At 71.8% G+C, this 24,693-nt stretch carries 23 protein-coding genes and 1 riboswitch; of the genes, 10 read left to right on the top strand and 13 right to left on the bottom strand.

The window, feature by feature from the left end; translation table 11 throughout:
• Positions 1-103: 103 nt before the first annotated feature.
• From BA062_RS13360 to BA062_RS13350, 3 genes are read left to right on the top strand one after another with little or no spacing between them, the layout of a single operon-like run.
• Positions 104-1,309, top strand: coding sequence for an MFS transporter (locus BA062_RS13360; protein WP_168213939.1), 1,206 nt, complete (start codon positions 104-106; stop codon positions 1,307-1,309).
• Positions 1,306-3,222 (top strand): FAD-dependent monooxygenase, encoded by a 1,917-nt coding sequence (locus tag BA062_RS13355; RefSeq protein WP_110336363.1) that lies wholly within the window; start codon positions 1,306-1,308, stop codon positions 3,220-3,222. The genes BA062_RS13360 and BA062_RS13355 overlap by 4 nt, the downstream gene beginning before the upstream one ends.
• Before the next feature lie 6 nt (positions 3,223-3,228).
• The gene (locus BA062_RS13350; protein ID WP_110336362.1) at positions 3,229-4,041 is read left to right on the top strand and encodes a class I SAM-dependent methyltransferase; all 813 of its coding nucleotides are present in this window, start codon (positions 3,229-3,231) and stop codon (positions 4,039-4,041) included.
• Between the two features lie 47 nt (positions 4,042-4,088).
• Here the strand turns inward: BA062_RS13350 and BA062_RS13345 are convergent, their stop codons facing one another.
• Positions 4,089-4,721 (bottom strand): class I SAM-dependent methyltransferase, encoded by a 633-nt coding sequence (locus tag BA062_RS13345; RefSeq protein ID WP_110336361.1) that lies wholly within the window; start codon positions 4,719-4,721, stop codon positions 4,089-4,091.
• A gap of 106 nt (positions 4,722-4,827) precedes the next feature.
• Here BA062_RS13345 and BA062_RS13340 point away from each other — a divergent pair, with 106 nt between their 5' ends.
• From BA062_RS13340 to BA062_RS13330, 3 genes are all read left to right on the top strand, one after another.
• Positions 4,828-5,253, top strand: a complete 426-nt coding sequence (locus BA062_RS13340; RefSeq protein ID WP_168213938.1) for a pyridoxamine 5'-phosphate oxidase family protein — start codon at positions 4,828-4,830, stop codon at positions 5,251-5,253.
• Positions 5,254-5,310: 57 nt separating this feature from the next.
• A riboswitch (cobalamin riboswitch) is annotated at positions 5,311-5,555 on the top strand.
• Between the two features lie 135 nt (positions 5,556-5,690).
• Complete coding sequence (locus BA062_RS13335; RefSeq protein ID WP_110337315.1) at positions 5,691-8,513, top strand: ribonucleoside-diphosphate reductase subunit alpha; 2,823 nt, start codon at positions 5,691-5,693, stop codon at positions 8,511-8,513.
• Positions 8,514-8,526: 13 nt separating this feature from the next.
• Positions 8,527-9,582 (top strand): ribonucleotide-diphosphate reductase subunit beta, encoded by a 1,056-nt coding sequence (locus BA062_RS13330; protein ID WP_110336360.1) that lies wholly within the window; start codon positions 8,527-8,529, stop codon positions 9,580-9,582.
• 83 nt (positions 9,583-9,665) lie between these two features.
• On the opposite strand, the gene BA062_RS13325 is transcribed toward BA062_RS13330, so the two are convergent.
• From BA062_RS13325 to BA062_RS13280, 10 genes are all read right to left on the bottom strand, one after another.
• Entirely contained in the window at positions 9,666-10,850 is a 1,185-nt protein-coding gene (locus BA062_RS13325; protein ID WP_245959804.1) for a 4-hydroxybenzoate 3-monooxygenase, read from the bottom strand.
• Positions 10,851-10,974: 124 nt separating this feature from the next.
• Positions 10,975-12,063, bottom strand: a complete 1,089-nt coding sequence (locus BA062_RS13320; RefSeq protein ID WP_110336358.1) for an alpha/beta hydrolase — start codon at positions 12,061-12,063, stop codon at positions 10,975-10,977.
• A complete protein-coding gene (locus BA062_RS13315; RefSeq protein WP_110336357.1) occupies positions 12,060-13,187 on the bottom strand; it encodes a serine hydrolase domain-containing protein in 1,128 nt (375 codons plus the stop codon). Before BA062_RS13315 ends, BA062_RS13320 begins: the two co-directional genes overlap by 4 nt.
• Positions 13,188-13,224: 37 nt before the next feature.
• A complete protein-coding gene (locus tag BA062_RS13310) occupies positions 13,225-14,193 on the bottom strand; it encodes a WXG100 family type VII secretion target (RefSeq protein ID WP_245959803.1) in 969 nt (322 codons plus the stop codon).
• Positions 14,190-14,522: a WXG100 family type VII secretion target gene (locus BA062_RS13305; RefSeq protein ID WP_110336356.1), complete on the bottom strand. Its 333-nt coding sequence runs from the start codon at positions 14,520-14,522 to the stop codon at positions 14,190-14,192. Before BA062_RS13305 ends, BA062_RS13310 begins: the two co-directional genes overlap by 4 nt.
• Positions 14,519-14,866 (bottom strand): YbaB/EbfC family nucleoid-associated protein, encoded by a 348-nt coding sequence (locus tag BA062_RS13300; protein WP_110336355.1) that lies wholly within the window; start codon positions 14,864-14,866, stop codon positions 14,519-14,521. The genes BA062_RS13305 and BA062_RS13300 overlap by 4 nt, the downstream gene beginning before the upstream one ends.
• Before the next feature lie 15 nt (positions 14,867-14,881).
• The gene (locus BA062_RS13295) at positions 14,882-15,706 is read right to left on the bottom strand and encodes an ESX secretion-associated protein EspG (RefSeq protein ID WP_245959802.1); all 825 of its coding nucleotides are present in this window, start codon (positions 15,704-15,706) and stop codon (positions 14,882-14,884) included.
• On the bottom strand, positions 15,703-16,062 hold the full coding sequence (locus BA062_RS13290; RefSeq protein ID WP_110336354.1) for a hypothetical protein: 360 nt from the start codon (positions 16,060-16,062) through the stop codon (positions 15,703-15,705). The genes BA062_RS13295 and BA062_RS13290 overlap by 4 nt, the downstream gene beginning before the upstream one ends.
• Positions 16,059-17,318 carry a hypothetical protein gene (locus BA062_RS13285; protein WP_168213937.1) on the bottom strand — a complete coding sequence of 420 codons (1,260 nt, stop codon included), beginning with the start codon at positions 17,316-17,318 and terminating at the stop codon, positions 16,059-16,061. Before BA062_RS13285 ends, BA062_RS13290 begins: the two co-directional genes overlap by 4 nt.
• A gap of 126 nt (positions 17,319-17,444) precedes the next feature.
• Entirely contained in the window at positions 17,445-19,823 is a 2,379-nt protein-coding gene (locus tag BA062_RS13280; RefSeq protein ID WP_110336352.1) for a helix-turn-helix domain-containing protein, read from the bottom strand.
• Between the two features lie 116 nt (positions 19,824-19,939).
• On the opposite strand from BA062_RS13280, the gene BA062_RS13275 reads away from it, so the two are divergent.
• Positions 19,940-20,149 (top strand): hypothetical protein, encoded by a 210-nt coding sequence (locus tag BA062_RS13275; protein ID WP_110336351.1) that lies wholly within the window; start codon positions 19,940-19,942, stop codon positions 20,147-20,149.
• 47 nt (positions 20,150-20,196) lie between these two features.
• Here BA062_RS13275 and BA062_RS13270 read toward each other — a convergent pair whose 3' ends face one another.
• Positions 20,197-21,543, bottom strand: a complete 1,347-nt coding sequence (locus tag BA062_RS13270; RefSeq protein ID WP_110336350.1) for an MFS transporter — start codon at positions 21,541-21,543, stop codon at positions 20,197-20,199.
• Between the two features lie 192 nt (positions 21,544-21,735).
• Here BA062_RS13270 and BA062_RS13265 point away from each other — a divergent pair, with 192 nt between their 5' ends.
• From BA062_RS13265 to BA062_RS13255, 3 genes are all read left to right on the top strand, one after another.
• Positions 21,736-22,557, top strand: a complete 822-nt coding sequence (locus BA062_RS13265) for a sugar phosphate isomerase/epimerase family protein (protein ID WP_110336349.1) — start codon at positions 21,736-21,738, stop codon at positions 22,555-22,557.
• 24 nt (positions 22,558-22,581) lie between these two features.
• On the top strand, positions 22,582-23,358 hold the full coding sequence (locus BA062_RS13260; RefSeq protein ID WP_110336348.1) for an SDR family NAD(P)-dependent oxidoreductase: 777 nt from the start codon (positions 22,582-22,584) through the stop codon (positions 23,356-23,358).
• 83 nt (positions 23,359-23,441) lie between these two features.
• Positions 23,442-24,152 carry a GntR family transcriptional regulator gene (locus BA062_RS13255; protein WP_245959801.1) on the top strand — a complete coding sequence of 237 codons (711 nt, stop codon included), beginning with the start codon at positions 23,442-23,444 and terminating at the stop codon, positions 24,150-24,152.
• A gap of 116 nt (positions 24,153-24,268) precedes the next feature.
• On the opposite strand, the gene BA062_RS13250 is transcribed toward BA062_RS13255, so the two are convergent.
• Entirely contained in the window at positions 24,269-24,523 is a 255-nt protein-coding gene (locus BA062_RS13250) for an LLM class flavin-dependent oxidoreductase (protein ID WP_110336346.1), read from the bottom strand.
• Positions 24,524-24,693 lie beyond the last annotated feature (170 nt).

The raw sequence follows: 24,693 nt of genomic DNA, 5'->3' as shown, positions 1-24,693 counted from the left end.
CGGCAGGCAAGGCGCGTGCTTCCACGCTCGTTCCACGGCGCTTCCACCGTGGCGCTGGACCGTGGGTTCGACAACCACGGACACCACGGAAAGCGAGACCATCATGAACGAGCGCGAGGCCACGATGCGTTCGGCGCGCGGGGCGACCGCGGCGGCGAGCGCGACGTTGTTCGCGTGCCTGCTGGCGGCCCAGTCGGGGCTGCTGGCGCTGACGCCCGTACTGGCCAGTGTCGCGGCCGAGTTCGACGTCTCTCCCGCGACCGCAGGTCAGCTGCGGGCGGTGTCCGGCCTGGCGGCGGTCGTCGCCGCGGCCGGTGTCCTCGTCGCGGCGCGCGGCCGCGACCTGCGGCGGCTGCTCACCGCCGGACTGTCGGCGATCGGCGTCGCCGCGGTCGCCAGCGCGGCTGCACCGTCCTTCTGGGTGCTGGCGGGCGCCCAGGCGGTGCTGGGCGGCGGGATCGCACTGGTGCTGGCGGCGGGCCTGGCCGCAGCGGCAAGCTGGGTGCCGCCCGAGCGGCGCGCCACGGCACTGTCGTGGGCACTCGTGGGGCAGCCTTCCGCCTGGATCGTCGGCATGCCGGTGGTGGGCGCGCTGGGAACGCACAGCTGGCGGCTGGTCTGGGCACTGCCCTTCGCGGCAAGCGTCGTCGCGCTCGTGGCCGTGTCGCGGCGCCGGCACGGCGCGCCCGAACCCGGAGGCCTCTCCGTGCGCTCGCTCCTGCGGCGCCCCGGAACGGTCCGCTGGGCGGTCGGCGAGTTCCTGGCCTACGCGGGCTGGGCGGGTGTGCTCGTCTATTCCGGAAGCCTCCTCACCGAGGCGCACGGCGCGTCGGTCTCGGCCGCGGGCACGGCACTCGGGATCGGCGCCGCGGGTTTCGTGCTCGGCATCTTCGTGGGCCGCCACTGGGTGACCGGCTCGGCGCGGCGGCTCCTGCTCGTCACCGGGCCGGTGCTGGCGGTGTCGACGCTGCTGCTGGGCACCGTCCGCCCGTCCTTCCTGTTCTCGGTGGGCCTGTTCGCGCTGATCGCGTTCTTCGCCGGGGCCCGCATGATCGCGGGCAGCGCGCTCGGCCTCGACCTCGACGGGGTCGGCCCGTTGCAGGCGATGAGCGTGCGCGCCGCGGCCATGCAGTCCGGCTATCTCGGTGGCGCCGTGCTCGGCGGGATCGGCCTCAGCGTGGCCGGCTGGCCGGGGCTGGGCGCCGTCCTCGCCACCTCGCTGCTGCTCACCGTGCCCGCCGCCGTGGTGACGTTCCCGGCCGCACGAGGCCGGTGCGCCCCGGCGTTCGCGGAGGGGAGTGCGCGATGAACGACGGCTACGACGCGATCGTGGTGGGCGCGCGGGTCGCCGGGTCGACGCTGGCGACGCTGCTGGCCAGGGCCGGCTGGCGGGTGCTGCTGCTCGACCGCGACCGGTTCCCGAGCGACACCGTGTCCACGCACATGATGTTCCCCGACACGCTGCAGCGGTTCGACGAACTCGGCCTCCTGGCCCGGCTCCGGTCCGAACACGACATCCCGCTGGTCCACTTCGGCTGGCGGGTGCTCGGCCACCAGGTCGCGGGCGACTTCACTCCCGTCGGCGGCCACGACCGCGGCGCGGCCGTCCGGCGGATCGTGCTGGACACCGCGCTGACCGGGCTGGCCGAGGATGCCGGAGCGGAACTGAGGACCGGGCACGCCGTCACCGGGCTGCTGGGCGCCGATCCCGTCGAGGGTGTCGTGCTCGATTCGGGCGAGCGGATCCGGTCGCGCTGGGTGTTCGGCGCCGACGGGCGCGTCTCCACCGTTGCGAGGCGGCTGGGGGTGCCCTCGGTGCGGGCGCGGCGCGGGGAGATGGCGTTCCTGCTGGCCTACTGGCGGGGGCTCCCCGCTTCCGAGTGGTGTCACCTCGACATCCACGAGCGGGCGGCGCTGATGTCGGTGCCCTGCGAGGACGGCATCCACCTGCTGTCACTGGCCGGACCTCCCGAGCTGACGCGCGGCTCGGCCGAGCGGCGGGAGAGCGCCTACCGGGACGGCCTGCGGCAGTTCCCCGCCGTGCTCAACCCGCGCCTGCTGGACCGCGCACGGCGGGTGTCACCGCTGGTGGTGGTGCCCGAGACGATGATGCGCGGGCACTACCGGCAGGCGGCCGGACCGGGCTGGGCGCTGCTGGGCGACGCCGGTCATTTCAAACACCCCACCACCGCGCAGGGCATCGGCGACGCGGTGCAGCAGGCGTTCCACATCGCCGCGCAGCTGACCGGGGGAGGGGACCTCACGGGGTACGAGCGGTGGCGCGACGAGCGCGCGCGGGAGCACTACGACTTCTCCTTCGACCTCGCCCGTTTCGGCTCACCACGGGCCGCGGCGCACTACTCGGGTCTCGCCGCCGATCCGGTGGCGGGCCGGGACTTCCTCGACACCTTCACCAAGCGGCGGCGCCCGTCCGAGGTTTACACCCCCGAGCGGCTCGCCCGCTGGAAGGCCGCCTGGGCCTACGAGGACGGCCAGCACCGGGTGCGCACGCTCATCGAGGGCGCCGAGCCACGGGCGCTCACGAAACAGGTCCCGGCCTGTCCCGAGTGGACGGTGCGGGACCTGCTGGCCCACCTGACGGGCGTGGTGGAGGACAGCGAGCGGGGCGCGTACTTCTCCGCCGCCGCAGACGCGTGGCAGGATCCCGCGATCGCCGGGGAGCGGGAGCGGTGGACCGAGGGCCACGTCCGGCGGCGAGCCGGTCAGGACGTCCCGTCGGTGCTCGGTGACTTCGACGAGGCCACGCGCCGGTTCCTCACCGGCCTGCGGCGCGGGACCGGTCCCGTCGCCCGTGGACCCGCCTGGCTGCTGACGGCTCCGGTCGCCGACCTCGCGGTGCACCTCGACGACCTGTGCGAGGCGCTCGGCGTGCCCGTGGACGACGACACGGCGGTGTCGAGGCTCGGCTTCGCCGTGTACCGGGGCTGGCTGCGTGCCCGCATCGTGCGAGCCGGACTGCCTGCGCTGTGGCTTTCCGACGGGGTCGAGCAGTGGGTGCTCGGTGACGGCGAACCGGCCGCCGGAGTGACCGCGCCGCGGCACGAGCTGTTCCGCGCGATCACGGGCAGGCGTGGTGCCACGCGGATCCGGGGCCTCGCGTGGACCGGCGACCCCGAGCCGTTCCTGCCGATTCTCTCGCCCTACCCACTGCCAGCCGACGAACGTCCGGTCACACCGGTGACCGGCTCGATGAAGGGATGACCAGACATGACCACCACAACCCCGTTCGCGGACATCAAGACGAAACAGCAGAAGGTCTGGAGCAGTGGTGACTACGGCAGGATCGCCTGGCTGACCGTGCCGCTGGCCGAGACGCTGTGCGGGATCGTCGACCCGCGACCCGGTGCGAAGGTGCTGGACGTCGCCACCGGCACCGGCCACGTGGCGATCACGGCGGCCCGCCGCTTCTGCGACGTCACCGGCATCGACTACGTACCGGCGCTGATCGCGGCGGCGAGACGCCGGGCGCAGGCGGAGGATCTCGACATCGACTTCCGGGAGGCGGACGCCGAGAACCTGCCGTTCGCGGAGAACTCGTTCGACTACGTGCTCTCCGCGATCGGCGTGATGTTCACGGCCGACCACCAGCTGGCGGCCGACGAGCTGGTACGGGTGTGCAGGCCCGGCGGCCGGATCGGCCTCGCCAACTGGACACCCACCGGTTTCGTCGGCGAGCTGCTCAAGACGGTGACGCGGCATGTGCCACCGCCGCCGGGCGCGCTGCCACCCACCCGGTGGGGCACGGAGGAGACGGTGACGGAGCTGCTGGGCGGCCGGGTCACCGGCCTGACCTTCACCACGGCCACCGCGCGGCAGCGGTTCCCCAGCGCCGAGTTCTTCGCGGACTTCTTCATCACCCACTACGGCCCGACCTACGCGGCGGCGCAGCGCCTCGACGAGCAGGGTCGCGCCACGTTCCGCGCGGACCTCGTCGACCTCGGCAACCGCGCCAACGTCGCGGCCGACGGCACGCTGGCCACCGACTGGGAGTACCGCGTGGCGGTCGCGACCAAGGCGTGAGCGGCCTCGGTGCGCCCCGACCGCAGTGAAGGTGGCCTTCACTGCGGTCAGGCCCGCCTGATGGTCGCCAACCACGCGGGCAGGCCGGCTTCGGCGAACCTCGTCAGGATCGTGCGTGGCTCGACGGCCGTGAGCCCCCAGCCGTCGGTGTCGAACGAGGCCCGCAGCTCGCCCTCGCCGACGGGATGCGGGCCGGTCTCGGGTCCCGTGTCGCCGAAGCACAGCACGTACAGCGTCGTGTCGCGTTCGGTGACCGCCGCCAGGCTCGCCACGTACCGTCGGCGCTCGTCGCCGTCGAGGGCATGGAACAGGCCGCAGTCCAGCACGGTGTCGAACGTGCGCCCCAGCCGCTCCAGGTGCAGCGCGTCGGCCACCGCGAACTCGGCGGCCACACCGCGCGCCTCGGCCTTCGCGCGCGCCAGCTCCAGCGCCGTCTCGGCCACGTCCACCCCGAGCACCGGCAGCCCGAGTGCGGCGACGTGGAGCGCGTTGTCCCCGGTGCCGCAGCCCGCGTCGAGGACCGTGCCGGTGAACCCGCCCTCGGCCGCCAGCCGCACGACGGCGGGTTGCGGCTCGCCGATGTCCCACGGCGCAGGGCCGTCCCGGTACGACGCGTCCCACGGCGCACCCGCCCTGCGCTCGTGGCTGGTCGGCTGCCTGCCGCCGAACGGATCGCCCATGCCGGTCCCTTTCCCGCCGGTCGCTCCGCCACTCATCGTCGCACGCTTGACCTGGACCTTGGTCGAACTCCTAGCGTGGTGCATACCGGACGACAAGGAGAAAACCATGCTTCCCGGACTCGACGAGGCGACGAGCGAACGTGCGGAGCGACGACTGCGGGACGAGCACGAAATCTGGATCACGACCGTGCGCGCGGACGGGCAGCCCCAGGCCTCGCCGGTCGGTTTCCTGTGGGACGGCGCCGCGTTCCTGGTGCTGAGCCGGCCGGGCACGCCGAAGGTCCGCAATCTGACCGACAACGCGAAGGTCGCCCTGCACCTGGATCTCGACCGCGAGAGCGAGGATGGCAGCGTCCTGACGCTGGAGGGCGTCGCCCTGCTCGACGCCGAGCCGCTCGGTACGGACGAGTCGGCCGCCTACGTGGACAAGTACCGGGACGTGATCCAGGGGGCGGGGCTGACGGAGGAGGAGCTGTTCGCTGAGTTCTCCTCGGTGGTCCGGGTGCGGCCCACCCGCGTGCGATTCCACTGATCGACTTCCGACACGCCACACTCCCTAGGGGTGCTGGAATCGCGAGCCACAAGATGTAGTGTCTCTTCCGCTGGTGGTTCACCCCGTTCGCGCGGGGGTGAGGCAAGAGGGAACCCGGTGTGAGTCCGGGACTGCCCCGCAGCGGTGAGCGGGAACGAACGCCGTCACCGCGCCGTCGACGGACGGCGCGGTAGTGCACTGGGCCGACGGGCCTGGGAAGCGACGGTCAGTAGGTCCGGCGCGGTCACCCCCGACCGCGCCCGCCCGCGAGTCCGAAGACCTGCCACCGGTACGCGCACCGCCGGTGCGCGTGTCCGGGGGCTCCGAGGGAGGGCTCGCACGGGTCGGCGTCGTCGCCGCAGCACTGTGCTCTCGTCGCGCTTCGCGCCCCCGGCATCGGCAGTCGAGCTCGCGAGGAGAGAGCTGTGACCCAGAGCGTGGCGGAAACGCCCGAACGGAACGCACCCACCGGGACATCGCCGGGGGTGCGGGTGATCCGCAGGGATGGGAGTGTGTCCCCGTTCGACGCGGGCAAGATCTCGGTGGCGCTGACGAAGGCGTTCCTGGCGGTGGAGGGGGACGACGCAGCGGCGTCGTCACGGGTCCACCACGTGGTCGCCGCGCTGACCGGGCAGGTGGAGGCGTCGCTGCTGCGGCACACCGGCCCGGAGACGGCGCTGCACATCGAGCACATCCAGGACATCGTCGAGCTGGCGCTCATGCGCGGCGGACACCACAAGGTCGCCCGCGCCTACGTGCTGTACCGGGAGGACCGCGCCAGGGCACGCGAGCAGCGCACCCCGAAGCGGGAGGAGAACGGGCTGACGGTCCGCTCCGCCGACGGCACGGTGTCGCCGCTGGACTGGCGGCGGGTGACCGAGGTCGTGGAGGAAGCGGTCGCCGGGCTGGAGGGCACGGCCGCGGAGCCGGTGCTCGCCGAGACCCGCCGCAATCTCTACGACGGCATCAGCGCCGAGGAACTGGCGCTCGCGCAGATCATGGCCGCCCGCACGCTGGTGGAGCAGGAGCCGAACTACTCGTACGTGAGCGCGCGGCTGCTGCTGGACAAGCTGCGCGGCGAGGCACTGACCCACCTGGCGGGGGAGCAGCGCCAGGCAGGCCAGCGGCAGCTGGCGGAGCGCTACGGCGACTACTTCCGCGACTACGTGCGGCGTGGCGTGGAGCTCGAACTGCTCACGCCGGAACTGCGGACGTTCGACCTCGACCGCATCGCGGAGGCGATCCACCCCGAGCGCGACCTGGACTTCGGCTTCCTGGGCCTGCAGACGCTGTACGACCGGTACTTCCTGCACGAGCGCGGGACCCGGTTCGAGCTGCCGCAGGCGTTCTTCATGCGCGTGGCGATGGGGCTCGCGCTGCGCGAGGACGACCGCGAGGCGAGGGCTGTGGAGTTCTACGAGCTGCTCTCGACGTTCCACTTCATGGCGTCCACTCCGACACTGTTCAACGCGGGCACCACACGCCCGCAGCTGTCGTCCTGCTTCCTCACCACGGTGGACGACGACCTGGACGCGATCTTCCAGAGCTACCAGAACAACGCGCTGCTGGCGAAGTACTCCGGCGGCCTCGGCAACGACTGGACGCCGGTGCGCGGGCTCGGCGCGCACATCAAGGGCACCAACGGGCAGTCACAGGGCGTGGTGCCGTTCCTCAAGATCGCCAACGACACCGCGGTGGCCGTGAACCAGGGCGGCAAGCGCAAGGGCGCCGCGTGCGCGTACCTGGAGACGTGGCACGTGGACATCGAGGAGTTCCTCGACCTGCGCAAGAACACCGGTGACGAGCGCAGGCGCACCCACGACATGAACACCGCCAACTGGGTGCCCGACGAGTTCCTGCGCCGCGTCGAGGCCGACACGACGTGGACCCTGTTCTCCCCGGACGAGGTACCGGACCTGCACGACGCCTACGGCAACGCCTTCGCCGAGCGCTACCGGGAGTACGAGGCCGCCGCCGACCGCGGCGAGATCCGCGTGTTCCGCCGGGTGCGTGCGGTGGAGCTCTGGCGGCGGATGCTGACGATGCTGTTCGAGACCGGCCACCCGTGGATCACGTTCAAGGACCCGTGCAACCTGCGCTCGCCGCAGCAGCACGCGGGCGTGGTGCACTCGTCGAACCTGTGCACCGAGATCACGCTCAACACCAGCGTCGACGAGGTGGCCGTCTGCAACCTCGGCTCCGTGAACCTCGCCCGGCACGTCACGCGCGACGGGCTCGACGCCGAGCGGCTGGAGCGCACCGTGACCACCGCCGTGCGGATGCTCGACAACGTCATCGACATCAACTTCTACACGATCCCCGAGGCGCGCAGAGCCAACCTGCGGCACCGCCCGGTGGGGCTGGGCCTGATGGGCTACCAGGAAGCGTTGTTCGAGCAGGGCATCGCGCTGGCCTCCGACGCCGCGGTGGAGTTCGCCGACCGCAGCATGGAGCACCTCAGCTACTACGCGATCGCGGCGTCCTCGACGCTCGCGGAGGAACGCGGCTCGTACCAGAGCTACGAGGGCTCGCTGTGGAGCAGGGGAATCCTGCCGATCGACTCGCTGCGGCTGCTCGCCGAGCACCGCACCGGCGACGCCCTCGACGTCGACTACTCGTCCACTCTGGACTGGAACACGCTGCGCCAGCGGGTGCGCACCAGCGGGATGCGCAACTCCAACGTGCTGGCGATCGCGCCGACGGCCACGATCTCCAACATCTGCGGCGTCGGCCAGTCCATCGAGCCGCAGTTTCGCAACCTGTTCGTCAAGTCCAACATGTCCGGCGACTTCACCGTGGTGAATCCCCACCTGGTGCGCGACCTCAAGGCGCGGGGCCTGTGGGACGAGGTCATGGTCTCGGACCTCAAGTACTTCGACGGCAGCCTCGGCGCGATCGACCGCGTGCCGGACGAGCTGAAGGCGCTCTACGCCACGGCGTTCGAAGTGGACAGCCGCTGGCTGGTGGACGCGGCGTCGCGCAGGCAGAAGTGGATCGACCAGGCGCAGTCGCTGAACCTCTACCTCGCGGCCCCCAGCGGGCGCAAGCTCGACGAACTGTACCGCTACGCGTGGCACAAGGGCCTGAAGACCACCTACTACCTGCGGGCGCAGTCGGCGACCCACGTGGAGAAGTCCACGCTGCGCGGCACCGACGGCAAGCTCAACGCCGTCGCCCCCGCCGTGCCCACGGTGCCCACCGCCCCACCCGAGCCGGCGGCGTGCCGGATCGACGACCCCGGCTGCGAAGCCTGCCAGTAAAGGACACCGACCTGTGACCACTGTGGAATCCTTCACCGTCGACCGCGGCGCCGAGCGCCTCAGCGTCGACGACAAGGCGATGATCAACGCGCGCGCCGACGTCAACCAGCTGCTGCCGCTCAAATACGGCTGGGCGTGGGAGAAGTACCTCGCCGGCTGCAACAACCACTGGATGCCCACCGAGGTGGCGATGCAGGCCGACATCGCGCTGTGGAAGTCGGCCGGCGGGCTCACCGAGGACGAGCGGCTGATGCTCAAGCGCAACCTCGGCTTCTTCGCGACGGCGGAGTCGCTGGTGGCCAACAACATCGTGCTCGCCGTGTACAAGCACATCACCAACCCCGAGTGCCGCCAGTACCTGCTGCGGCAGGCGTTCGAGGAGGCCGTGCACACGCACACGTTCCAGTACATCTGCGAGAGCCTCGGCCTCGACGAGGGCGAGCTGTTCAACATGTACCGGGAGGTGCCCTCGATCGCCGACAAGGACGCCTGGGCGCTGCGCTACACCAGGAACCTGGAGAACCCCGGCTTCGCCACCGGCGGCGCCGAGGCCGACCAGAACTTCCTGCGGGACCTCGTGGCCTTCTACGTGGTGTTCGAGGGCATGTGGTTCTATACCGGGTTCGCGCAGGTTCTGTCGCTGGGTCGGCGCAACAAGATGGTGGGCATCGCCGAGCAGTACCAGTACATCCTGCGTGACGAGTCGATCCACCTGAACTTCGGCATCGACTGCATCAACCAGATCAAGATCGAGAACCCGCACTTGTGGACCCCGGAGTTCCAGGCCGAGGTGCGCGCGATGCTCACCGAGGCGTGCGAGCTGGAGGTCGCCTACGCCCGCGACACGATGCCGCGCGGCCTGCTCGGGCTCTCGGCGGCGTCGTGCGAGCAGTACATGCACTTCATCACCGACCGCAGGGCACAGCAGCTCGGCCTCGCCCCGATCTTCGGTGAGGACGAGAACCCGTTCCCGTGGATGTCGGAGGCGATGGACCTGAAGAAGGAGAAGAACTTCTTCGAAACCCGGGTGATCGAGTACCAGAGCGGAGGCGCGCTGGACTGGGACTGACCTGTGCCCTGGCCGCAGTGAAGGCCACCTTGCCTGCGTTCAACGCAGTGAAGGTGGCCTTCACTGCGGAGGTCGGGCGTCGCTCAGAAGTCCGCCGCCTTGCCGATGTAGATCTCCGAGAACGAGGCGGCGGCGGCAGGGGAGGCGAGCAGGCGGCGCAGCCGCGCCTGCGCCAGGCGCGCGCGGAACGGGTCAGGCGGCGGGTCGAGCGTCGAGCTGTGGAAGATGTCCGACAGCCACTGCGAGAACTCCTGGTACTGCCACACGCGCGCCAGGCACGTCTCCGAGTAGCGCGCCAGCGGCCCGTCTTCGCCGCCGAGGTAGTGCGTGAGCAGTGCCGACGCAAGGTGGAACGCGTCGTGCAGGGCGAGGTTGAGGCCCTTCGCCGCGATCGGCGCGACGAGGTGGGCCGACTCTCCCGCGAGGAACAGCCTGCCGCGCGCCATCGGCTCGGTGACGTAGTTGTGCATGCTCAGCACCCGTTTCTCGATCAGCGGGCCACCGGTGATCGGGCCGCCGGGCACACCGAGCCGGGCGTGCAGCTCCTCCCAGACACGCACGTCGGGCCAGTTCTCGACGGCGTCACCGGGAGGGCACTGCAAGTAGAAACGGGTGACCTGCGGGGTGCGGGCCATGTGCGCGGCGAAGCCTCGCGGGTGGATGCCGAACATGACACCGTCCGAGCTGGGCGGCGCCTCGGCGAGCAGCGCGAGCCAGCCGACTCCGTAGTCGTGGCTCAGCGTCCGCCCGCCGACGAGGCCGCGCGTGACGCCCTGCGCGCCGTCGCAGCCCGCCACGAAATCGCAGTCCAGCCTTGTGGGCGCGTCGGTCTCGGGGTCGGTGTAGGTGACGGCCGGGGTACCCGACTCGATGGCGCGCGGCACGGCGTCGGTGACCTCGAACAGAACCCGCCCGCCGCGCTCGACGTAGCGCGCGACGAGATCGGTGATCAGCACCTGCTGCGGGTAGACGAAATGCCGTTGCCCGGCCCATCGGGTGTAGTCGAACGGGTGCCGTGCCCCCTCGAACCGGAACTCGAACCCGGAGTGGGTGGGCGCGGACCGCAGGAGCCCGTCGGCGAGGCCGTGCGCGTCGAGACCGCGCACCGCCCACTCCTCGATGAACCCGGCGCGGGGACGCTGCTCGATGAAGGCACGTGTGCGCGCCTCCAGCAGCACGCAGTCGATGCCGTTGTCGTGCAGGATGTTCGCGAGCGCCAGCCCCGCCGGGCCGGCACCGATGATGACGACGCGGGTTGCAGCGGCCACGACGACCTCCCCAGGAGCTGCGTGCGCGCCCATTTTCCCGGCTCGCGCAACGGAAGGCAACGCGGTCGCGGCAAGTTGAGCGCGCCGGCCCACCCCCAGGACCGGCCGGCGCGCTCCCGGGCTACTACGGGTGCGTCAGGCTCTCCATGAGCAGCCCGACGAAGTGGTGCATGTCGGCCTTCAGGCAGGGAGCGTGCGCGTGCTTGCCGTTGCAGCCCTCTCCCCAGGTGCTGCCGTCGCCGTAGTCGACGAACGTGTGCGGGATCCCGGCCGCGACGAGGTGGTCGCGCGTGACCAGGTTGGTGTCGCGCGCGATGCTCTCGGTGAGCGCCTGCGGGAGGTTGTCGGCGAGGTTCCCGCCGTTTCCGGTGTACATGGCCACGCCCATGCCGCGCAGCGACTCCACGTGCTGTGCGGGGCTCGTCTCGTTCCACACTCTGTCGAGGGGCCACACCGGGATGCCGAAGATGGCGTCCGGGGGCACGGTCGGCGTGCCGCTGGCCGCCAGCTGGGTGGTGGCGACCACCGCCGCGCGCTGGGCCTGGTTGAGCAGGTCGAGACCACCGGAGAAGCTGCCGACGTAGCCGAACAGCTCCGGCCGCCGCTCCGCGTAGTGGAACGCGCCGAAGCCGCCCATCGAGTGCCCCGAGATGGCCCTGCCGTCCCGGCTCGCGATCGTGCGCAGGTTGGCGTCGAGGAACGGGATGACCTGGTCGAGGTGGAAGGTCTGCCAGTTCTGCCTGCCCAGCGAGGCGGGCGGGTTCGTCCAGTTCGTGTACCAGCCGCGGCCGGAACCGTTGGGGGCCACCGTGATCAGCGGGACGCCACCGGCCGTGGACTCCTCGAACATCTGCCTGTTCAGCAGGGTGTCCGGGTAGTCGGGGTGGCCGTGCAGGTGGTACTGCACCGGGTAGCGGGTGTCGCCGGAGGAGTCGTAGCCCTCCGGCAGCGTCACCATGATCACGTGCTCACCGGAGGTCTGTCCCGGCAGCGTCGAGTAGCGCGGCACCTCGTCGGTGCGCACGACGAACTTGAACGTGCGCTGCCGGTCGTCCACCCACCACGGCTGCTTGACGACCGTGAGCCCGTGGCCGTCGGTGAAGACCGGCGGCGCGACGGCCGCGCGCGCGGCCGGGGCGGCCCCGGTGAGGCCGAGCACGCTCACCAGCGCGAACGCGACACCCAGTGCCGCCAGCGTCGCACGTCGTTTCATGATGGTTCTCCCTCGCACAGCGCGGCGTCGGCGACGTCGAGCGCCGACGGGTTCTGGGGGACCATGTTGGAGTTGGTCGTCACCGCCGCGAACCGGCCGTCGTCGGTGGCCATCGTCAGCGACGCGTGCCCGGTCGGCGAGGCGCCGTCGTGCCCCCACGCCACGACGCCGCACGACAGGTACAGGCTGCGCAGGCCGAGGCCGTAGCCGTCCGGGTAGTCCGGCGAGAACGGCACCGTGGTGCGCATCTCGGTGAGCGCCCGCCGCGACACGACCTCACCGGCGAGGAGCGCGCGGTAGAACGTCGCCAGGTCACGCAGCGTGGACGCCATCGCGCCGGCGGTGCTCCAGCGGGACGGCTCGACCCTGGTCGTCGCCTCGACCCAGAAGAAGAGCCCGCCGATCCGCAGGCCCTGGTAGCCGGACACGGACGGTTCGGCGAGTGCGCGCTCCCCTGGCGCGGGGAACGAGGTGCCGGTGAGCCCGAGCGGCTCGATGATCCGCTCGGTGATCGCGTCGCCGACATACTGGCCGGTGAGCTTTTCGATCAGCATGCCGAGCACCAGGTAACCGACGTTGGAGTACTGGTACCGGCCGCCCGGTGCGGACCGCGGTGTGTCGTCCATCGCCGCGCTCACCAGCGCGGCCAGCTCGTACATGCCGTCCGGGTTCGCCGTCGCGCCGCTCGCGTCGTTCGGCAGCCCGGCGGTGTGGTTGAGCAGCTGCCGCACCGTGATGGTGGTGCCGTCGAAGTTGCCCGTCACCACGCCCGGAAGGTATCGCTCGACGGGCGCGTCGAGGTCGACAAGGCCCTCGTCGAACAGCTGGAGCACCACGGCCGCGGTGAGCGTCTTGGTCTGGCTGGCGGCCCGGAAGTGGTCGGTCGCCGTGATGGGCCGGTCCCCGCTGACGTCGGCGGTACCGCTGGCGAGCGTCCACCAGCCGGCTCCCCGGCCCGCGTGAACGGCGGCGCCGGGGCCCGCCTTCGCCTGGTACCGCTCGAGGATGGCCTGGGTGTCGGCGTGCTCGTTCTCCTGTGCCGCCGCCGGCACGATCGGGGCGGTGACGGCGAGTGCGACACCGCTCGCCACCCCGGCCAGCCACCGGTTGGTCGTTCTCGTCATGTCTCCCCAGTTCGGTGCGTGGTGAGGGCAGGGCAGGTCACGCGCGGGTGGTGGGCGTCCATTCGCCGTCCAGCGGGTTCTCCACCGCCGGTTCCTCCTCCGTCTCCGTCTCACTGTCTGATTCGGACTCAGCCGCAGCGGGGGAGTCGGTGCCGGGCGTCTCGGTGCCCGTGCTGGACGCGCCCGAGGAGTCGCCGCCGCCCGCGAGTTCGCCGATGACCGTGAGTCCCTCCTTGACGACGTTGAGCACGCCGACCGCGCCCTCGATGAGCTTCACGAGGTTCTCGCCGCTGGCGAGCAGCGCGCCCAGCTTGGCCGCGATCTGGCCGCCGTAGTCGACGGCGATCGCGACACACTGCGGGATCGCCTGCGCGATGCTCGCCCCGAACGTCGCGGGTGCCGCGGCGATCGCCTCGGTCATGATCGGCACGATCTTGCCCACGGCCTCGGTGATGAGCCGGGTGACGATGTCGACGACCTGCGCCACCACCTCGCCCGCGGCGATCATCGCCTTCGAGTTCGTGGCGGCGGCCTCGGCGATCGAGGTGATGCCGTCGACCAGCTTGGTCGCCGTCTCCGTGTAGTTCGTCTTGGCGTCGCCGGACCACTCGCTGGTCTCTTTGTCCACTGTGGAGCCGTAGTCCTCGGCGACCGAGCTCGCGCCCTGCGCCGCGCCGTCGTGTTCCCCCGCGGGTCCTGACACCGAGTCCGGCTCGCCGCGCAGCTGCCCGAGCGGCTCCTCCAGGAACGAGATCATGGGGGTGAGGAAGTCGCAGCCCGCGCTGGCGAGCGCGGACAGCGGGCTCGCCGTCGAACCGAGCATGCCGAGCGAAACCACGGGTTCGCCCGCGATCTCGACCGAGAGCCATTCCTTGCTGTTCACGGAGTCGCCCGCGAGCCGCAGGTCGGCGAGCGCGGTGCTGATCTCCACCGCGGAGGGCTCCTCGGGCGAGCCCTCGGTGCCCTCCTCGGAACGGTGCCGGGGGTGCGTCGTCGTCGCGTTCACCGCGTGCCCTCCTCGATGCCCGACGCGATGCCGGTGAGGCCGCCCGCGTGCTCGGAGTCGGCGTTCTGGTACTGGTCCCCGGCCCGGCGCATGCCTTCGCCCACCTTGTCCAAGGTGGACGCCGCGTGCATGAACGCGCCCGTCGTCTCGGTCATCGCCGCGCCGATCCCGGCGGTGATGAACTGGGCGAAGGCGCCCAGTGACTGGGCTCCCATCTCGCCGGGCAGTGCCGACCCGATCGACGACAGCTGGTCGGCGTGCGCGGCGAGCCTGCTCGCGTGCGCGCGCAGCTGCTCGGGGTCGACGGTGTAGGAGGGTTGCGGGCTCATCGCACGACCTCCGCGGGGAGGTGCTGCGTGATCTGGGTGAGCGCGGCGTTGTCGCCGAGGTAGCCCGCCATCACCTCGGCCATCCGGCCGGCGGCGATGCGCTGTGCCTCGCGGGAGGTGCTGACGATGAGCGCCGCGAGGGCCTCGGCCTCGAGCCTGCGCGCCGGGGGCGTCAGCTTGACGTCCTGGAGCGCGCCGGTGGCGTTCACCGACACGGTGACCTCCCCGCGGGGCGACGTCGCGGTCGCCCCGGTCTGCTGCAGGCTCTCGCTCGCCTGCCGTGCTCCGAACGCCGCGCGCTCGAGGCGGTCGCGGTACTCGGCCAGCCACTGCGCTGGTTCCATGACGATGTCCTTTCCTTACACGTGGATGTGTCCGCCGCGGGCCACGGTCGCCGCTTCGCCCAAAGCCTTGATCAGTTCGCTGTGCCGCAACGGGTTGATGCTGACCCAGCCACGGGTGTCACCGTCCACCCTGACCCTCCCTCTCGGACTGTCCAGCCAGGACAGTTCGAGCGGTCGGTCGACGGCGCCGGTGCCCGGGCGGAGCACCACCCCGAGCTGGCCGCGGCCCACCACCGACGGCACGAGCGCGGCGAGCGCGTCGACGGCGGACTCGTCACCCCCGCGCTCCCGGACGAGGGTGCGCACCCGCTTGCGGGGAGCGGCGAGGCCGGCCGTGTTCTCCAGCAGCCGCAACGCGTCGCCGATGACGCCGGGAGGCAACGTGATCGGCAGGGCCGGTGCGGCCGCGACCTTCGGGATGTGCCTGGTGAACGCGTCGGTCAGCGTGGCGGCCGGGACCCGCGTGACGGTGACCGGGCCAGGGGTGCGGCCGAGGGACTGACGGCACACCACCGCGTGGGGGCCCGCGATCATGGCGACCACGCCGGTCACCGTGGCACCGTCGACGATCACCAGGTCGACCGCGTTCCGGTGTCCTCGCAGGGCGGCGGCCAGTTCCGCGGCGAGACCCGCCGGGCCGCGGCCGGTCGCGAGCCGCCGCCCGGCCAGTGTGCGGCCCGCCGCGGCGAGCAGCGCCGTGCGCTCGCCCTCGATCCGCCCGAACGACGGCACCCGCAGGGGAAACGGGAACCGCGCGCCCGCGAACGTGCCGAGCAGGTCCAGCTCGGCCAGCGTGAGCTCGGCGGCGTCGTCGGTGGCCGGTGCGATCGTGGCCGTCACGAGGCTCGCCCCGCCCCGTCCGCGTCGGCGGACCTCTCCGCCGCGCGCAGCTCCTCGCCCGCGGAGTCCTCGTGCTCCTGGTACTTCCGTTTGGCCTCGGAGAGCATCTGCTTGTACTCCCGCACCTCGCGTTCGGTGGCCTTGACCTCGCCGGCGAGACCGGAGCTGCCGGCCGCCTCGCGCAGCCGCATCGCGAGGTGCACGGCGGGCGGCGCGGTGCCGAGCATCGGCAGCCGCTCCGCGAGGCGGCTGGCGGTTGCCACCAGGTCCCCGGTCAGGTCGCCCAGCTCGGCCAGCGTCGTGATCCGCTGGTCGAGCAGGTCCAGTTCAAGCTCGATTCCCTTGCCGTCACTCACTGGTCGACCTCCTCCGCAAGGCCGATGACCGCCTCGCTGCCGGGCTCCTCCAGGGGAAACAGCTCGTGGTCGATCGTCGGCAGCTGGTTCTCGTGTTCCTCGTCGTCGGAGCTGGGGCGCGCGCCCGCGGCGCCGGGCGGCACCATGCCGCCCATCGCGCCGGGGCGTGACGCGGCCGCCTCCGCGGCGAGCTGCGCCGCGGAGGCCGGCCCGCCGTGCAGCGCCATCGAGCCGACCCGCATGCCCTGTGCGAGCGCGTTGCCGGCCTGCCCGAGTCCGGCGATCCCGCCAAGGCCCGCGGCCTGGCCCAGCCCGGCCGTGACCCCGCCGCCGGTGAGCGTTCCCGTGGTGGCACCCGGCGCGAGCCCCCTGGCCCCACCGCCGGAGCCGACCAGGCTCTGCCACGAGGGCGAGGCGCTCGCGCTCGTCGTGGACGACGGCGAGGTGGCGCTGGTCGGCGTGCTCGCCGCCGCCGGGATCGTGCCCCTGGCCTGGCCGATCAGCTCGCTCGAGCTCGTCAGGCTGGTCTCGTAGCCCTGCATCGCGCGCACGGCCTGCTGCTTCTGCATGTCCGCGGTGCCCGCGCCGGTGTAGAAGCTGAACCCGGCGCCGCCCACGGCCCCGAAGGCGCTGCCCGCGTCCGAGGTGGTGGTGCTCGGCCGGAACGGTGCGGGCTGGAACTGCGACCCGAGCGCGGCCCAGTCGGCTGGTGCCGGTGCGGCCGTGGCCGGTGCGCTCGTCGTCGGAGCGGTGCCGAGGCCGGCCCAGTTCGCGGCGGGGTCGGTCATCGGCGCGGCCGGGTCACCCGGCGGCGGGGGCATCATGGCCCGTGCCCTCGCCAGCGCGTCGGCCGCCTGCTCCGCCGCCTGCTCGCCCGCGTGGGCGAGTGCGGCGATCTTCTCCACCCGGTCGGCGAGCACGTCGAGCCTGCGGGCCGCCTCCTCGGCACCCGTTCCCCGCCAGCTTTCCAGCAGCGCGGCCCGCTGCTCGCGCAGCACCTCGGCGTGGTTGACGAGCGCGGCCCGGTGCTCGGCCCACTCCGCGGCGACGGTGCTGACGTCGGCGACGTCGGCGTCCTGCCACAGCATCTGGTACAGCTCCTCGTGGCTGTACGCGTCCCAGTTGACGCCGCCCTGCGGCGGAGCGGGCTGACCGAAGTACACATCCCATACGCCGGCGACGCCCGTCGTCGCCTGCTCCCCGGCCGAGGACACCGGCTCCGGCTGTGTCCCCGCCGATGACGTCTCGCTTGCCACCCCAGAATCCCCTTTCCGGTCGCCGAGCTCTCGTCGGCGTGGGGAAATGTTCACGGGAAGCGGGCACAGTGTGGAAGGTCGCGGAGCGGCCATTTCTGGCCGGTGGGATTGACCAGCGCAAACGCCTTAACGGCCGGCGCGGTAGGCCTTCGCGAGGTGTTCCTGAAGCCGCGCGTGGCGGAACTGGTAGACCGCACCCGATTGCCGCAGCACGCCCCGCCGGTAGGCGTCGTCGAGCAACCTGCCGACCGCCCAGGGCAGCTTGCCGGTGAGCGGCAGCCGGAGGCGGGTGAACAGCAGCCAGTGACCCCACGCCGTGAAGGCGACGAGGTACCCGAGCGCCGCGCTCAGCCCGCCCGTGAGTCCCACCGTCAGGCCGGCCGGCAGTTCCCAGTTGAGGTCGAACGGCAGGGACCCCAGTACGGCCTGCACCGCGACGGCGACGGGGAAGCCGGCGAAGGTGATCGTGAGTGCCAGGACCAGTACGAGGGGAACGATCAGGCGCAGCAGTGTCGTGCGGTTGGCGGCGAGGAGATCGCCGGGGCTGGTGGCCGTGGTGAGGTTGGCCGGTGCCTCCAGCGCGGCCGCGAGCGCCAGCGTCACGCCGCACCCCAGTCCGAAGACGGTGGCGTAGGACAGGGCGTCACCGACGATCGCCAGCACGAGGACGTCCGGGTCGGAGGTGATCTGCAGATAGGGCGCCAGCGCCCTCACGAGCAGGCTGGTGAAGGTGTAGACGACGCCCCCGAGGGCGCCGCCCAGCGCGCCCGCCGCGAACCGGGTGGCGATCTTGCGCCGGAGCCCCGGCTGCCGGCTCGACCGGTCGAGCAGCCGCACCCGGACCCGCGTCGGCTCGAGTACCTTGTCCTTGCGTACCACCATCAGCGTGTACAGCAGGGCGAACGGCAGTCCGATGACCAGCCCCGTGAGCAACCCGTCGGCGAGCACGACGTCCCAGTACAACGGCATTCCGATGACGACCCTCGCCAGCGGGGTGAAGAAGAGCCACTGGACCACTGCCGTGACCAGGACGATCAGGCCTGTCACCAGGAGGACGCGCGAGGACCGGCTGACGGGCCCACCCATCCGCCACCATTCGAGGTCGCCCGTGCCGCGCCGGTCGAGGTCGTCGGCGAGGAAACCCAGCCACCGCCGCACGCGGCCGACGTCCCAGCCGGGGCCTTCGCCGTGCGGGGAGGCCGGCTGCGCGCCGTAGACGGTGGGGACGAACATGTCGAGCAGGTGCTCCTCGATGGCTTCCTGCGTGGGAAACCGCGTGGTGTCGAGCAGGTCGGACGGGTCGCGGTCGCGCGAGTCGCTGTAGACGGTGCGGGCGAGCCCGACCATGAGGGGCGTTGTGAGCACCGCCGTCAGGTTGGCGGACGCGCCGGACCCTGCGTCGTCGCGCAGCGCGCCGATGACCGGGTCCCACGCGGTGCCGCCGCCGTCGGCGGTGGTGACGCGGCGGGCGGTGCGGGGCAGATACGCGGCGAGGTCGTCGGGCGTGAGGTCGGTCAGCTCCACGACGGCGGCCGAGGTCAGCACGTCGACCATCGTCACGGCCCGCTCGTACTCGTCGAAGCGGCTGGTCAACAGCAGCGGCATCGACACGGAGTTGAGCGTCTCCAGTGCCGGGCGGTGCAGGCCCTCGGCGATCTCGTCGAACCCGTCGAGCACGGGCAGGATCCGCCCGGTGTCGACCAGGACGGCCGCGAGCGTCGCCCCGCCCGGTGCGGCGGCGGCGAGACCGGGGTGGTCGCGTTGCAGCATCTCGACCAGCCACGTGCGCAGCGGCGTCTTCGTCGGGTCCCACGAGCCGATGTTGAAGATCACCGGCACCGCGGAGCCCGGTGTGCGCGCGGCGAGCGTGTCGAGCACGAACCGCAGGGTGAGCACGGTCTTGCCCGAGCCTGCGCGGCCGAGCACCACCAGCCGTCGCGACGGCACGCGCCGGTAGGCGCCCGCGATGTCGCCCACCTCGCCCGCGAGGTCCAGCGGCTCGGCGGTGACGCCCGCCGGGACGCGGCAGATGTTGTCCAGGTGGTCGGCGAGGCGCTCGGGTGCCTGCCGCCAGCGCACGGGCAGCGGGAAGGGGTCGTGCACACGGCGCAGTTCCTCCTCGCGCCGAAGGCGCGCCGCGATGACCCTGGCCAGGTTGTCGGCGGCGTCCGCCACCTCCGTCGGCACGGCAGGCAGCGCGCTGGGGACGGGGTTGAGTGGCGCCGCCTCGGCCGGCCTGGCCGTGGCGGGCGGCGCGGGTTCCGGTTCCGGCGGCTGCGGGTGCTTGCCGTCGGCGGCGGCCAGCAGACCGCGGCGCTCCTCCGGGGTGACGTCCAGCGCGTCGGCGAGCAACGTGACGGTGCCGATGCGCGGGTCGGTGCCACTGCCGGTCTCGAGCCGGCGAATGGTCCGGACCCCGACCCCGGAGCGCGCGGCCAGTTCGTCCTGCGTCAGGCCGGCGCGCCGCCGCGCATCGCGGAGGAGGACGCCGAAACGGTTGGCCACGTCGGTGTTCCTCCATGCAGGCGGCGGGTCGCGATGATCTTAGTGAGCAGCGACCGGCCATGAATGGCAGGTGGTCGACCTGGTCTCTGACCTGCGACAGCGGCGAGACTGCGCTGATGTCAGCGAAGTTCCGCTACTGGTGTGGAGAATGCGCCCACAAGACGCCGTGGCTCGATGAGGGCGAGGGCGCCGAACGGCTCGCGGAGCACTATCGCCGGCGGCATCCCGGTGTGGAGCCGGGCGGCGACTTCGAGATCCGGAGTGATGCGCAGCCCGGCGGTTGCCTCGGAGGGGTGGCGAGGATGTTCCTGTGGCTGCTCGGCTGACGGTGGCCGGAGGTCCACACCAGGCATGGTGTGGACCTCCGGGGAGCTCAGCGGGCCGGAGCGGGCTCCGGGTTCGGGGCCTGCTCGGTGGCGCGCAGCGCGGCGGCCCGTTCCTGCGGGCCCCACGTCTCGCTGGTGACCAGCGCGCTGATGAGGCCGAGCACCGAGTAGGCGAGGAACAGCAGCGCCGGGCCCAGCCAGCCGAGCCAGAGGAAGAGCAGCGTGGTGACGAACGGGGTGACGCCCGAGATCATCGCCGAGATCTGGTAGGCCAGCGACGCACCGGAGGAACGCGTCTTGGCCTGGAACAGCTCGGGGAACCAGGCACCCTGCGCGCCGGCGAGCGCGTTCTGGCAGATCGCGTAGGAGATCACCACCGTGATGATGATGGCGACCACCGAGGCGGTGTTGACGAGCAGGAACATCGGGATCGCCCAGAGCGCGCCGAACAAGGTGACCCACACGTAGACCGGGCGGCGTCCGACACGATCGGTGAGGCCGCCCCACGCGATGGTCGCGCCGATGCCGACGGCCGAGGCGATGCACAGCGCGAGGATCGTCTGGCCGCTGGTCGCGAGCTCCTCGGACTTCAGGTAGGAGATCATGTACGTGATGGCGACGGCGTAGCCTGCCGTCTCCGCGATTCGCAGCCCGATGCCGCGCAGCACGTTGCGCCAGTCGTCGCGCAGCACCTGCACGATCGGCGCCTTGACGATGTCGCCGCTCTCGCGGACGTCCTCGAACACCGGCGACTCGGGCACCTTCGCGCGCACGATGAGGCCGACGATCACGAGGATGGCGCTGGCGAGGAACGGCACGCGCCACGCCCAGTCACCCGGTAGGTTCACCGACACCAGGAAGACGAGGTTGGCGAGCAGCAGCCCGATGGGGAACCCGGACTGCACGATGCCCGTGAACGCGCCCTTGCGCCGCCACGGCGCGTGCTCGTAGGTCATCAGGATCGCGCCGCCCCATTCGGCGCCGTAGGCGACGCCCTGGATGATCCGCACGGTCACGAGCAGGGCCGGCGCCAGCAGGCCCGCCGTTGCGTAGGTGGGCAGCAGGCCGATGGCGAAGGTCGCCAGCCCCATCACGATGAGGGACGCGACGAGCACCGGCTTGCGGCCGATGCGGTCGCCGAGATGACCGCCGAGGATGCCGCCGATGGGGCGGGCGACGAAGCCGACGCCGAGCGTGGCGAAGGCCGACAGCGTGCCCATGACCGGCGACGCGTTCGGGAAGAACGCGGAGCCGAAGTAGAGTGCCGCGGCCGTGCCGAAGCCGATGAAGTCGTAGCTCTCGATCACGGCTCCCGCGGTGGAGCCCCAGGCGACCCGGCGCGCATCGGACGTGCCGTGCACCGGGCCGCGCATGGTGAGCGCTTCGCTGCGCATGTCGATCGCCTCTCTGGTTCAGGGGCCGGCTCGACCCTAGAGCAGGGAGAGCGCCCTCCTGTTGACAGTGGAGCACATCGTGCGGGCTTGAAGGATCGATGTCAACAGTGAATGACGAACGTATGACCTGCAATTGAGCGAAAGAAGCCGAGCATCTTGTCTGTTGACACATTCCTGTTAACATCGGTGCCCATGAGGCGAACCGGATGGCCGGGCTGCTCGACGATCAGCTTCCGGCACCTGCCACTGACGGCCGCGCTCGATGTCATCGCCGAGTGCGGGTTCGGTGAGATCGACCTCGGCGCACTGCCCGGGGTGTGCGACCACGTGCCCTACGACCTGACCGACGAGGCGGTGCGCGAGGTCGCCGCCCGCGTGCGGGCCTCGGGCCTGACGGTGCGCTCGGTCAACGGCGACGTCGGCGACCTGAACCGGCCCGTCGACGACGCGGGACAGCGCGAGCGGGACACCCACCTGCGACGGCTGCTCGACCTGACCGAGGCGTGCGGCGCGCCTGCACTGGTGCTCCCGTGCGGGGCCCTGTCGCACGAACCGCTCGCGAGCCTCGACGCGGACCTCGACCTCGTCGCACGGCAGCTGGGCAGGGCGTCCGCCGCCGCGGCCGGGCGCGGACTCGCGATCTGGGTCGAGGCCCCGCACCTCTACCGGCTGTGCTGGAACACCGAGCTCGCCGCGGCACTCGTCGCCCGGCTCGACCCCGCCGTGGGACTCGTGCTCGACACCAGTCACCTCGTCGCCTCCGGCGGCGACCCCGCCGCCTTCGCGCGGCGCTTCGCGGAGCGGATCACCCACGTGCATCTCCGCGACGCCACACCGGGCCACATCAACCACAGCATCGGCAACGGGGTCGTCGACTTCGCGGCGACCTTCGAGGCGCTGCGCGCCACCGGCTACCGCGGCCACAGCTCACTGGAGCTGGAGACCAGGGACGTCACCGACGAGGAACGGCCCGCCGCCGCCATCAGGGCCGCCGAGTTCATCGCCGGCCTCTAGACCCACGACGCAAGGAGAGAACACATGCCCGAGACGCAGCGCACCGCTGTCATCACCGGCGCGGGCGCGCCGCGCGGCATCGGCAAGGCCACCGCCGCCCGGCTCGCCCGCGACGGCTGGGCCGTGGCCGTGCTCGACCTCGACGAGCCCGCCGCGAAGCAGGTCGCCGACGACATCGCCTCGGCCACGGGCGCACCCGTGTTCGCCCACGGCGTCGACGTGGCCGACGAGGGCTCGGTGCTCGCCGCGTACCGGGCGGTGCGCGACGAGGTCGACGCCGGGCGGCTGCCCGCGGTCGGCGCGGTGGTCAACATCGCCGGCATCACCTCTCCGGTGCCGTTCCTGGAGACCACCCTGGAGCTGTGGAACAAGGTGCTCGCCGTCAACGCGACCGGCACCTACCTCGTCACCAAGGCGTTCCTGCCCGACCTGATCGACGCGGGCTGGGGCCGGATCGTGAACATGTCGTCGGTGTCGGCCCAGCAGGGCGGTGGCGTGTTCGGCCGGACCCCGTACAGCTCGGCGAAGGCGGCGATCCTCGGGTTCACCAAGTCGCTGGCCCGTGAGCTCGGCTCCGCTGGGGTCACGGTCAACGCCGTCGCACCCGGCGCCGTGGACACGGACATCCGCGCCGCCGCCACCACCGACGAGCTGGAGGCCGCGATCACGCGCAGCGTCCCGCTGGGCAGGCAGGCGACCGCGGACGACATCGCGGGCGTGATCGCCTGGCTCACCACGGAGGACGCGGGCTACCTGCAGGGCACGACGATCGACATCAACGGCGGCGCGTTCCTCCACTGAGGACGGGGCAGGCCGGGAGGGACGGTACAGTTGACGGGCGGGTACGCACGGTGCTGACGAGAGGTCCGGGGAGGTTGCGCGTGGTGAGCCGGCCGGCTTCGAGCAGGGAGCCCAGCCGCAACCTGCGCCAGATGGCGGTCGACACGCTGCGCAGGGCGATCACCACCGGCGACTTCCCTCCCGGCAGCCACCTCGGCGAGGTGCAGGTCTCCGAACAGCTGGGCATCAGCAGGGGCACACTGCGCGAGGCGTTCCGGCAGCTGCAGCAGGAGGGCCTGGTCGACTACGGCGACCGTGGGCGCGTCACGGTGCGGTCGATCAGCGAGAAGGACATCATCAACACCTTCACCGTCCGGGCCGCGCTGGAGTCGCTGGCCGGTGAGACGCTGGCGTCGAGCTTCTACCGCGAGGAGCACTGCCGCAGGCTGCGGGCCGCGGTGGACGACATGGCGCGCGCGGCCAGGGTGTCGCTCGAAGCCCAGATCGAGGCCGACCTCGCCTTCCACGAGCTGCTGTGCGAGCTCACCGACAACGACGCGCTGGTGCGGTCGTGGAAGCTGCTCGAAGGCCCGATGCGGATGTGCATCATGTACCGGGGGCTCGACCGGGCCCTGTCCAACATGAGCCCAGGCAGGCACCTGGAGATCGTCACCGCGATCGAGTCGGGCGACCCGGTGAAGACACAGACCGCGATCTCGGACCACATGGTCGCCACCGCGCAGGCGCTGCTGTTCGGCACCGTGCGCACGCGGCCCCGCATCGACCTGACGGCGGACGCGCCCGACGCCGACTGACCCGTCCTCAGTGGACGATCAGCTCGCGCGCACTGCCTTGCCTGGCAACGCGCAGGGAGCCCGTTCGAGCGCGTCGGCGAGTCTCGCGAGCTCGTCGCCGATCCGCTCCTCCTCGGTCAGCACGTCCGGCATGATCCGCGGCAGATCACGACGGGATTCCGCCGGTAGCCGATGTTGAGCACCGTGGTCAGCAGCTCGGCGCGGCGGGTGCTCGCGGCCGCCGCGGCGAGCCGATCGAGGTTGTCGTACACGAGCCGGTCGATCACGCCCGGCGCGGGGAACCCGCACCGCTCGCTCTCGGCGGCCCACCGCCCGATCGAGGTGGGCTCAGCGCCCGGTATGGCGGCGGGCAGCCCGATACCGATCCTCATCTCTCCTCTTTGTGGGGAACCTCGGTGCGAGCATCGGCTCACCGGACCGCTTTGTCTTGAACACAGCGGACATCGGCGCCGCGCTGTGGACTAGAGTGGGCGCGGCCCCCTCGCCTGAGGCCGGGTGCGACACCCACCCGGCCGTAGCCGGCCGCCGCATGCCCTGTGGG

This window comes from Prauserella flavalba (genome assembly GCF_003202235.1).
Lineage (GTDB): Bacteria > Actinomycetota > Actinomycetes > Mycobacteriales > Pseudonocardiaceae > Prauserella_A > Prauserella_A flavalba.
This window is presented reverse-complemented; position numbering and strand designations above follow the sequence as displayed.

What these genes read in the sequence shown, in the direction of transcription:
- BA062_RS13360 (WP_168213939.1), top strand. Translation starts at nt 104, where the DNA reads ATGAACGAGCGCGAGGCCACGATGCGTTCGGCGCGCGGGGCGACCGCG.
- BA062_RS13275 (WP_110336351.1), top strand. Translation starts at nt 19,940, where the DNA reads ATGTCAGCGAAGTTCCGCTACTGGTGTGGAGAATGCGCCCACAAGACG.
- BA062_RS13350 (WP_110336362.1), top strand. Translation starts at nt 3,229, where the DNA reads ATGACCACCACAACCCCGTTCGCGGACATCAAGACGAAACAGCAGAAG.
- BA062_RS13340 (WP_168213938.1), top strand. Translation starts at nt 4,828, where the DNA reads ATGCTTCCCGGACTCGACGAGGCGACGAGCGAACGTGCGGAGCGACGA.
- BA062_RS13320 (WP_110336358.1), bottom strand. Translation starts at nt 12,063, where the DNA reads ATGAAACGACGTGCGACGCTGGCGGCACTGGGTGTCGCGTTCGCGCTG.
- BA062_RS13260 (WP_110336348.1), top strand. Translation starts at nt 22,582, where the DNA reads ATGCCCGAGACGCAGCGCACCGCTGTCATCACCGGCGCGGGCGCGCCG.
- BA062_RS13300 (WP_110336355.1), bottom strand. Translation starts at nt 14,866, where the DNA reads ATGGAACCAGCGCAGTGGCTGGCCGAGTACCGCGACCGCCTCGAGCGC.
- BA062_RS13345 (WP_110336361.1), bottom strand. Translation starts at nt 4,721, where the DNA reads ATGGGCGATCCGTTCGGCGGCAGGCAGCCGACCAGCCACGAGCGCAGG.
- BA062_RS13265 (WP_110336349.1), top strand. Translation starts at nt 21,736, where the DNA reads ATGAGGCGAACCGGATGGCCGGGCTGCTCGACGATCAGCTTCCGGCAC.
- BA062_RS13355 (WP_110336363.1), top strand. Translation starts at nt 1,306, where the DNA reads ATGAACGACGGCTACGACGCGATCGTGGTGGGCGCGCGGGTCGCCGGG.
- BA062_RS13315 (WP_110336357.1), bottom strand. Translation starts at nt 13,187, where the DNA reads ATGACGAGAACGACCAACCGGTGGCTGGCCGGGGTGGCGAGCGGTGTC.
- BA062_RS13270 (WP_110336350.1), bottom strand. Translation starts at nt 21,543, where the DNA reads ATGCGCAGCGAAGCGCTCACCATGCGCGGCCCGGTGCACGGCACGTCC.
- BA062_RS13305 (WP_110336356.1), bottom strand. Translation starts at nt 14,522, where the DNA reads ATGAGCCCGCAACCCTCCTACACCGTCGACCCCGAGCAGCTGCGCGCG.
- BA062_RS13250 (WP_110336346.1), bottom strand. Translation starts at nt 24,523, where the DNA reads ATGAGGATCGGTATCGGGCTGCCCGCCGCCATACCGGGCGCTGAGCCC.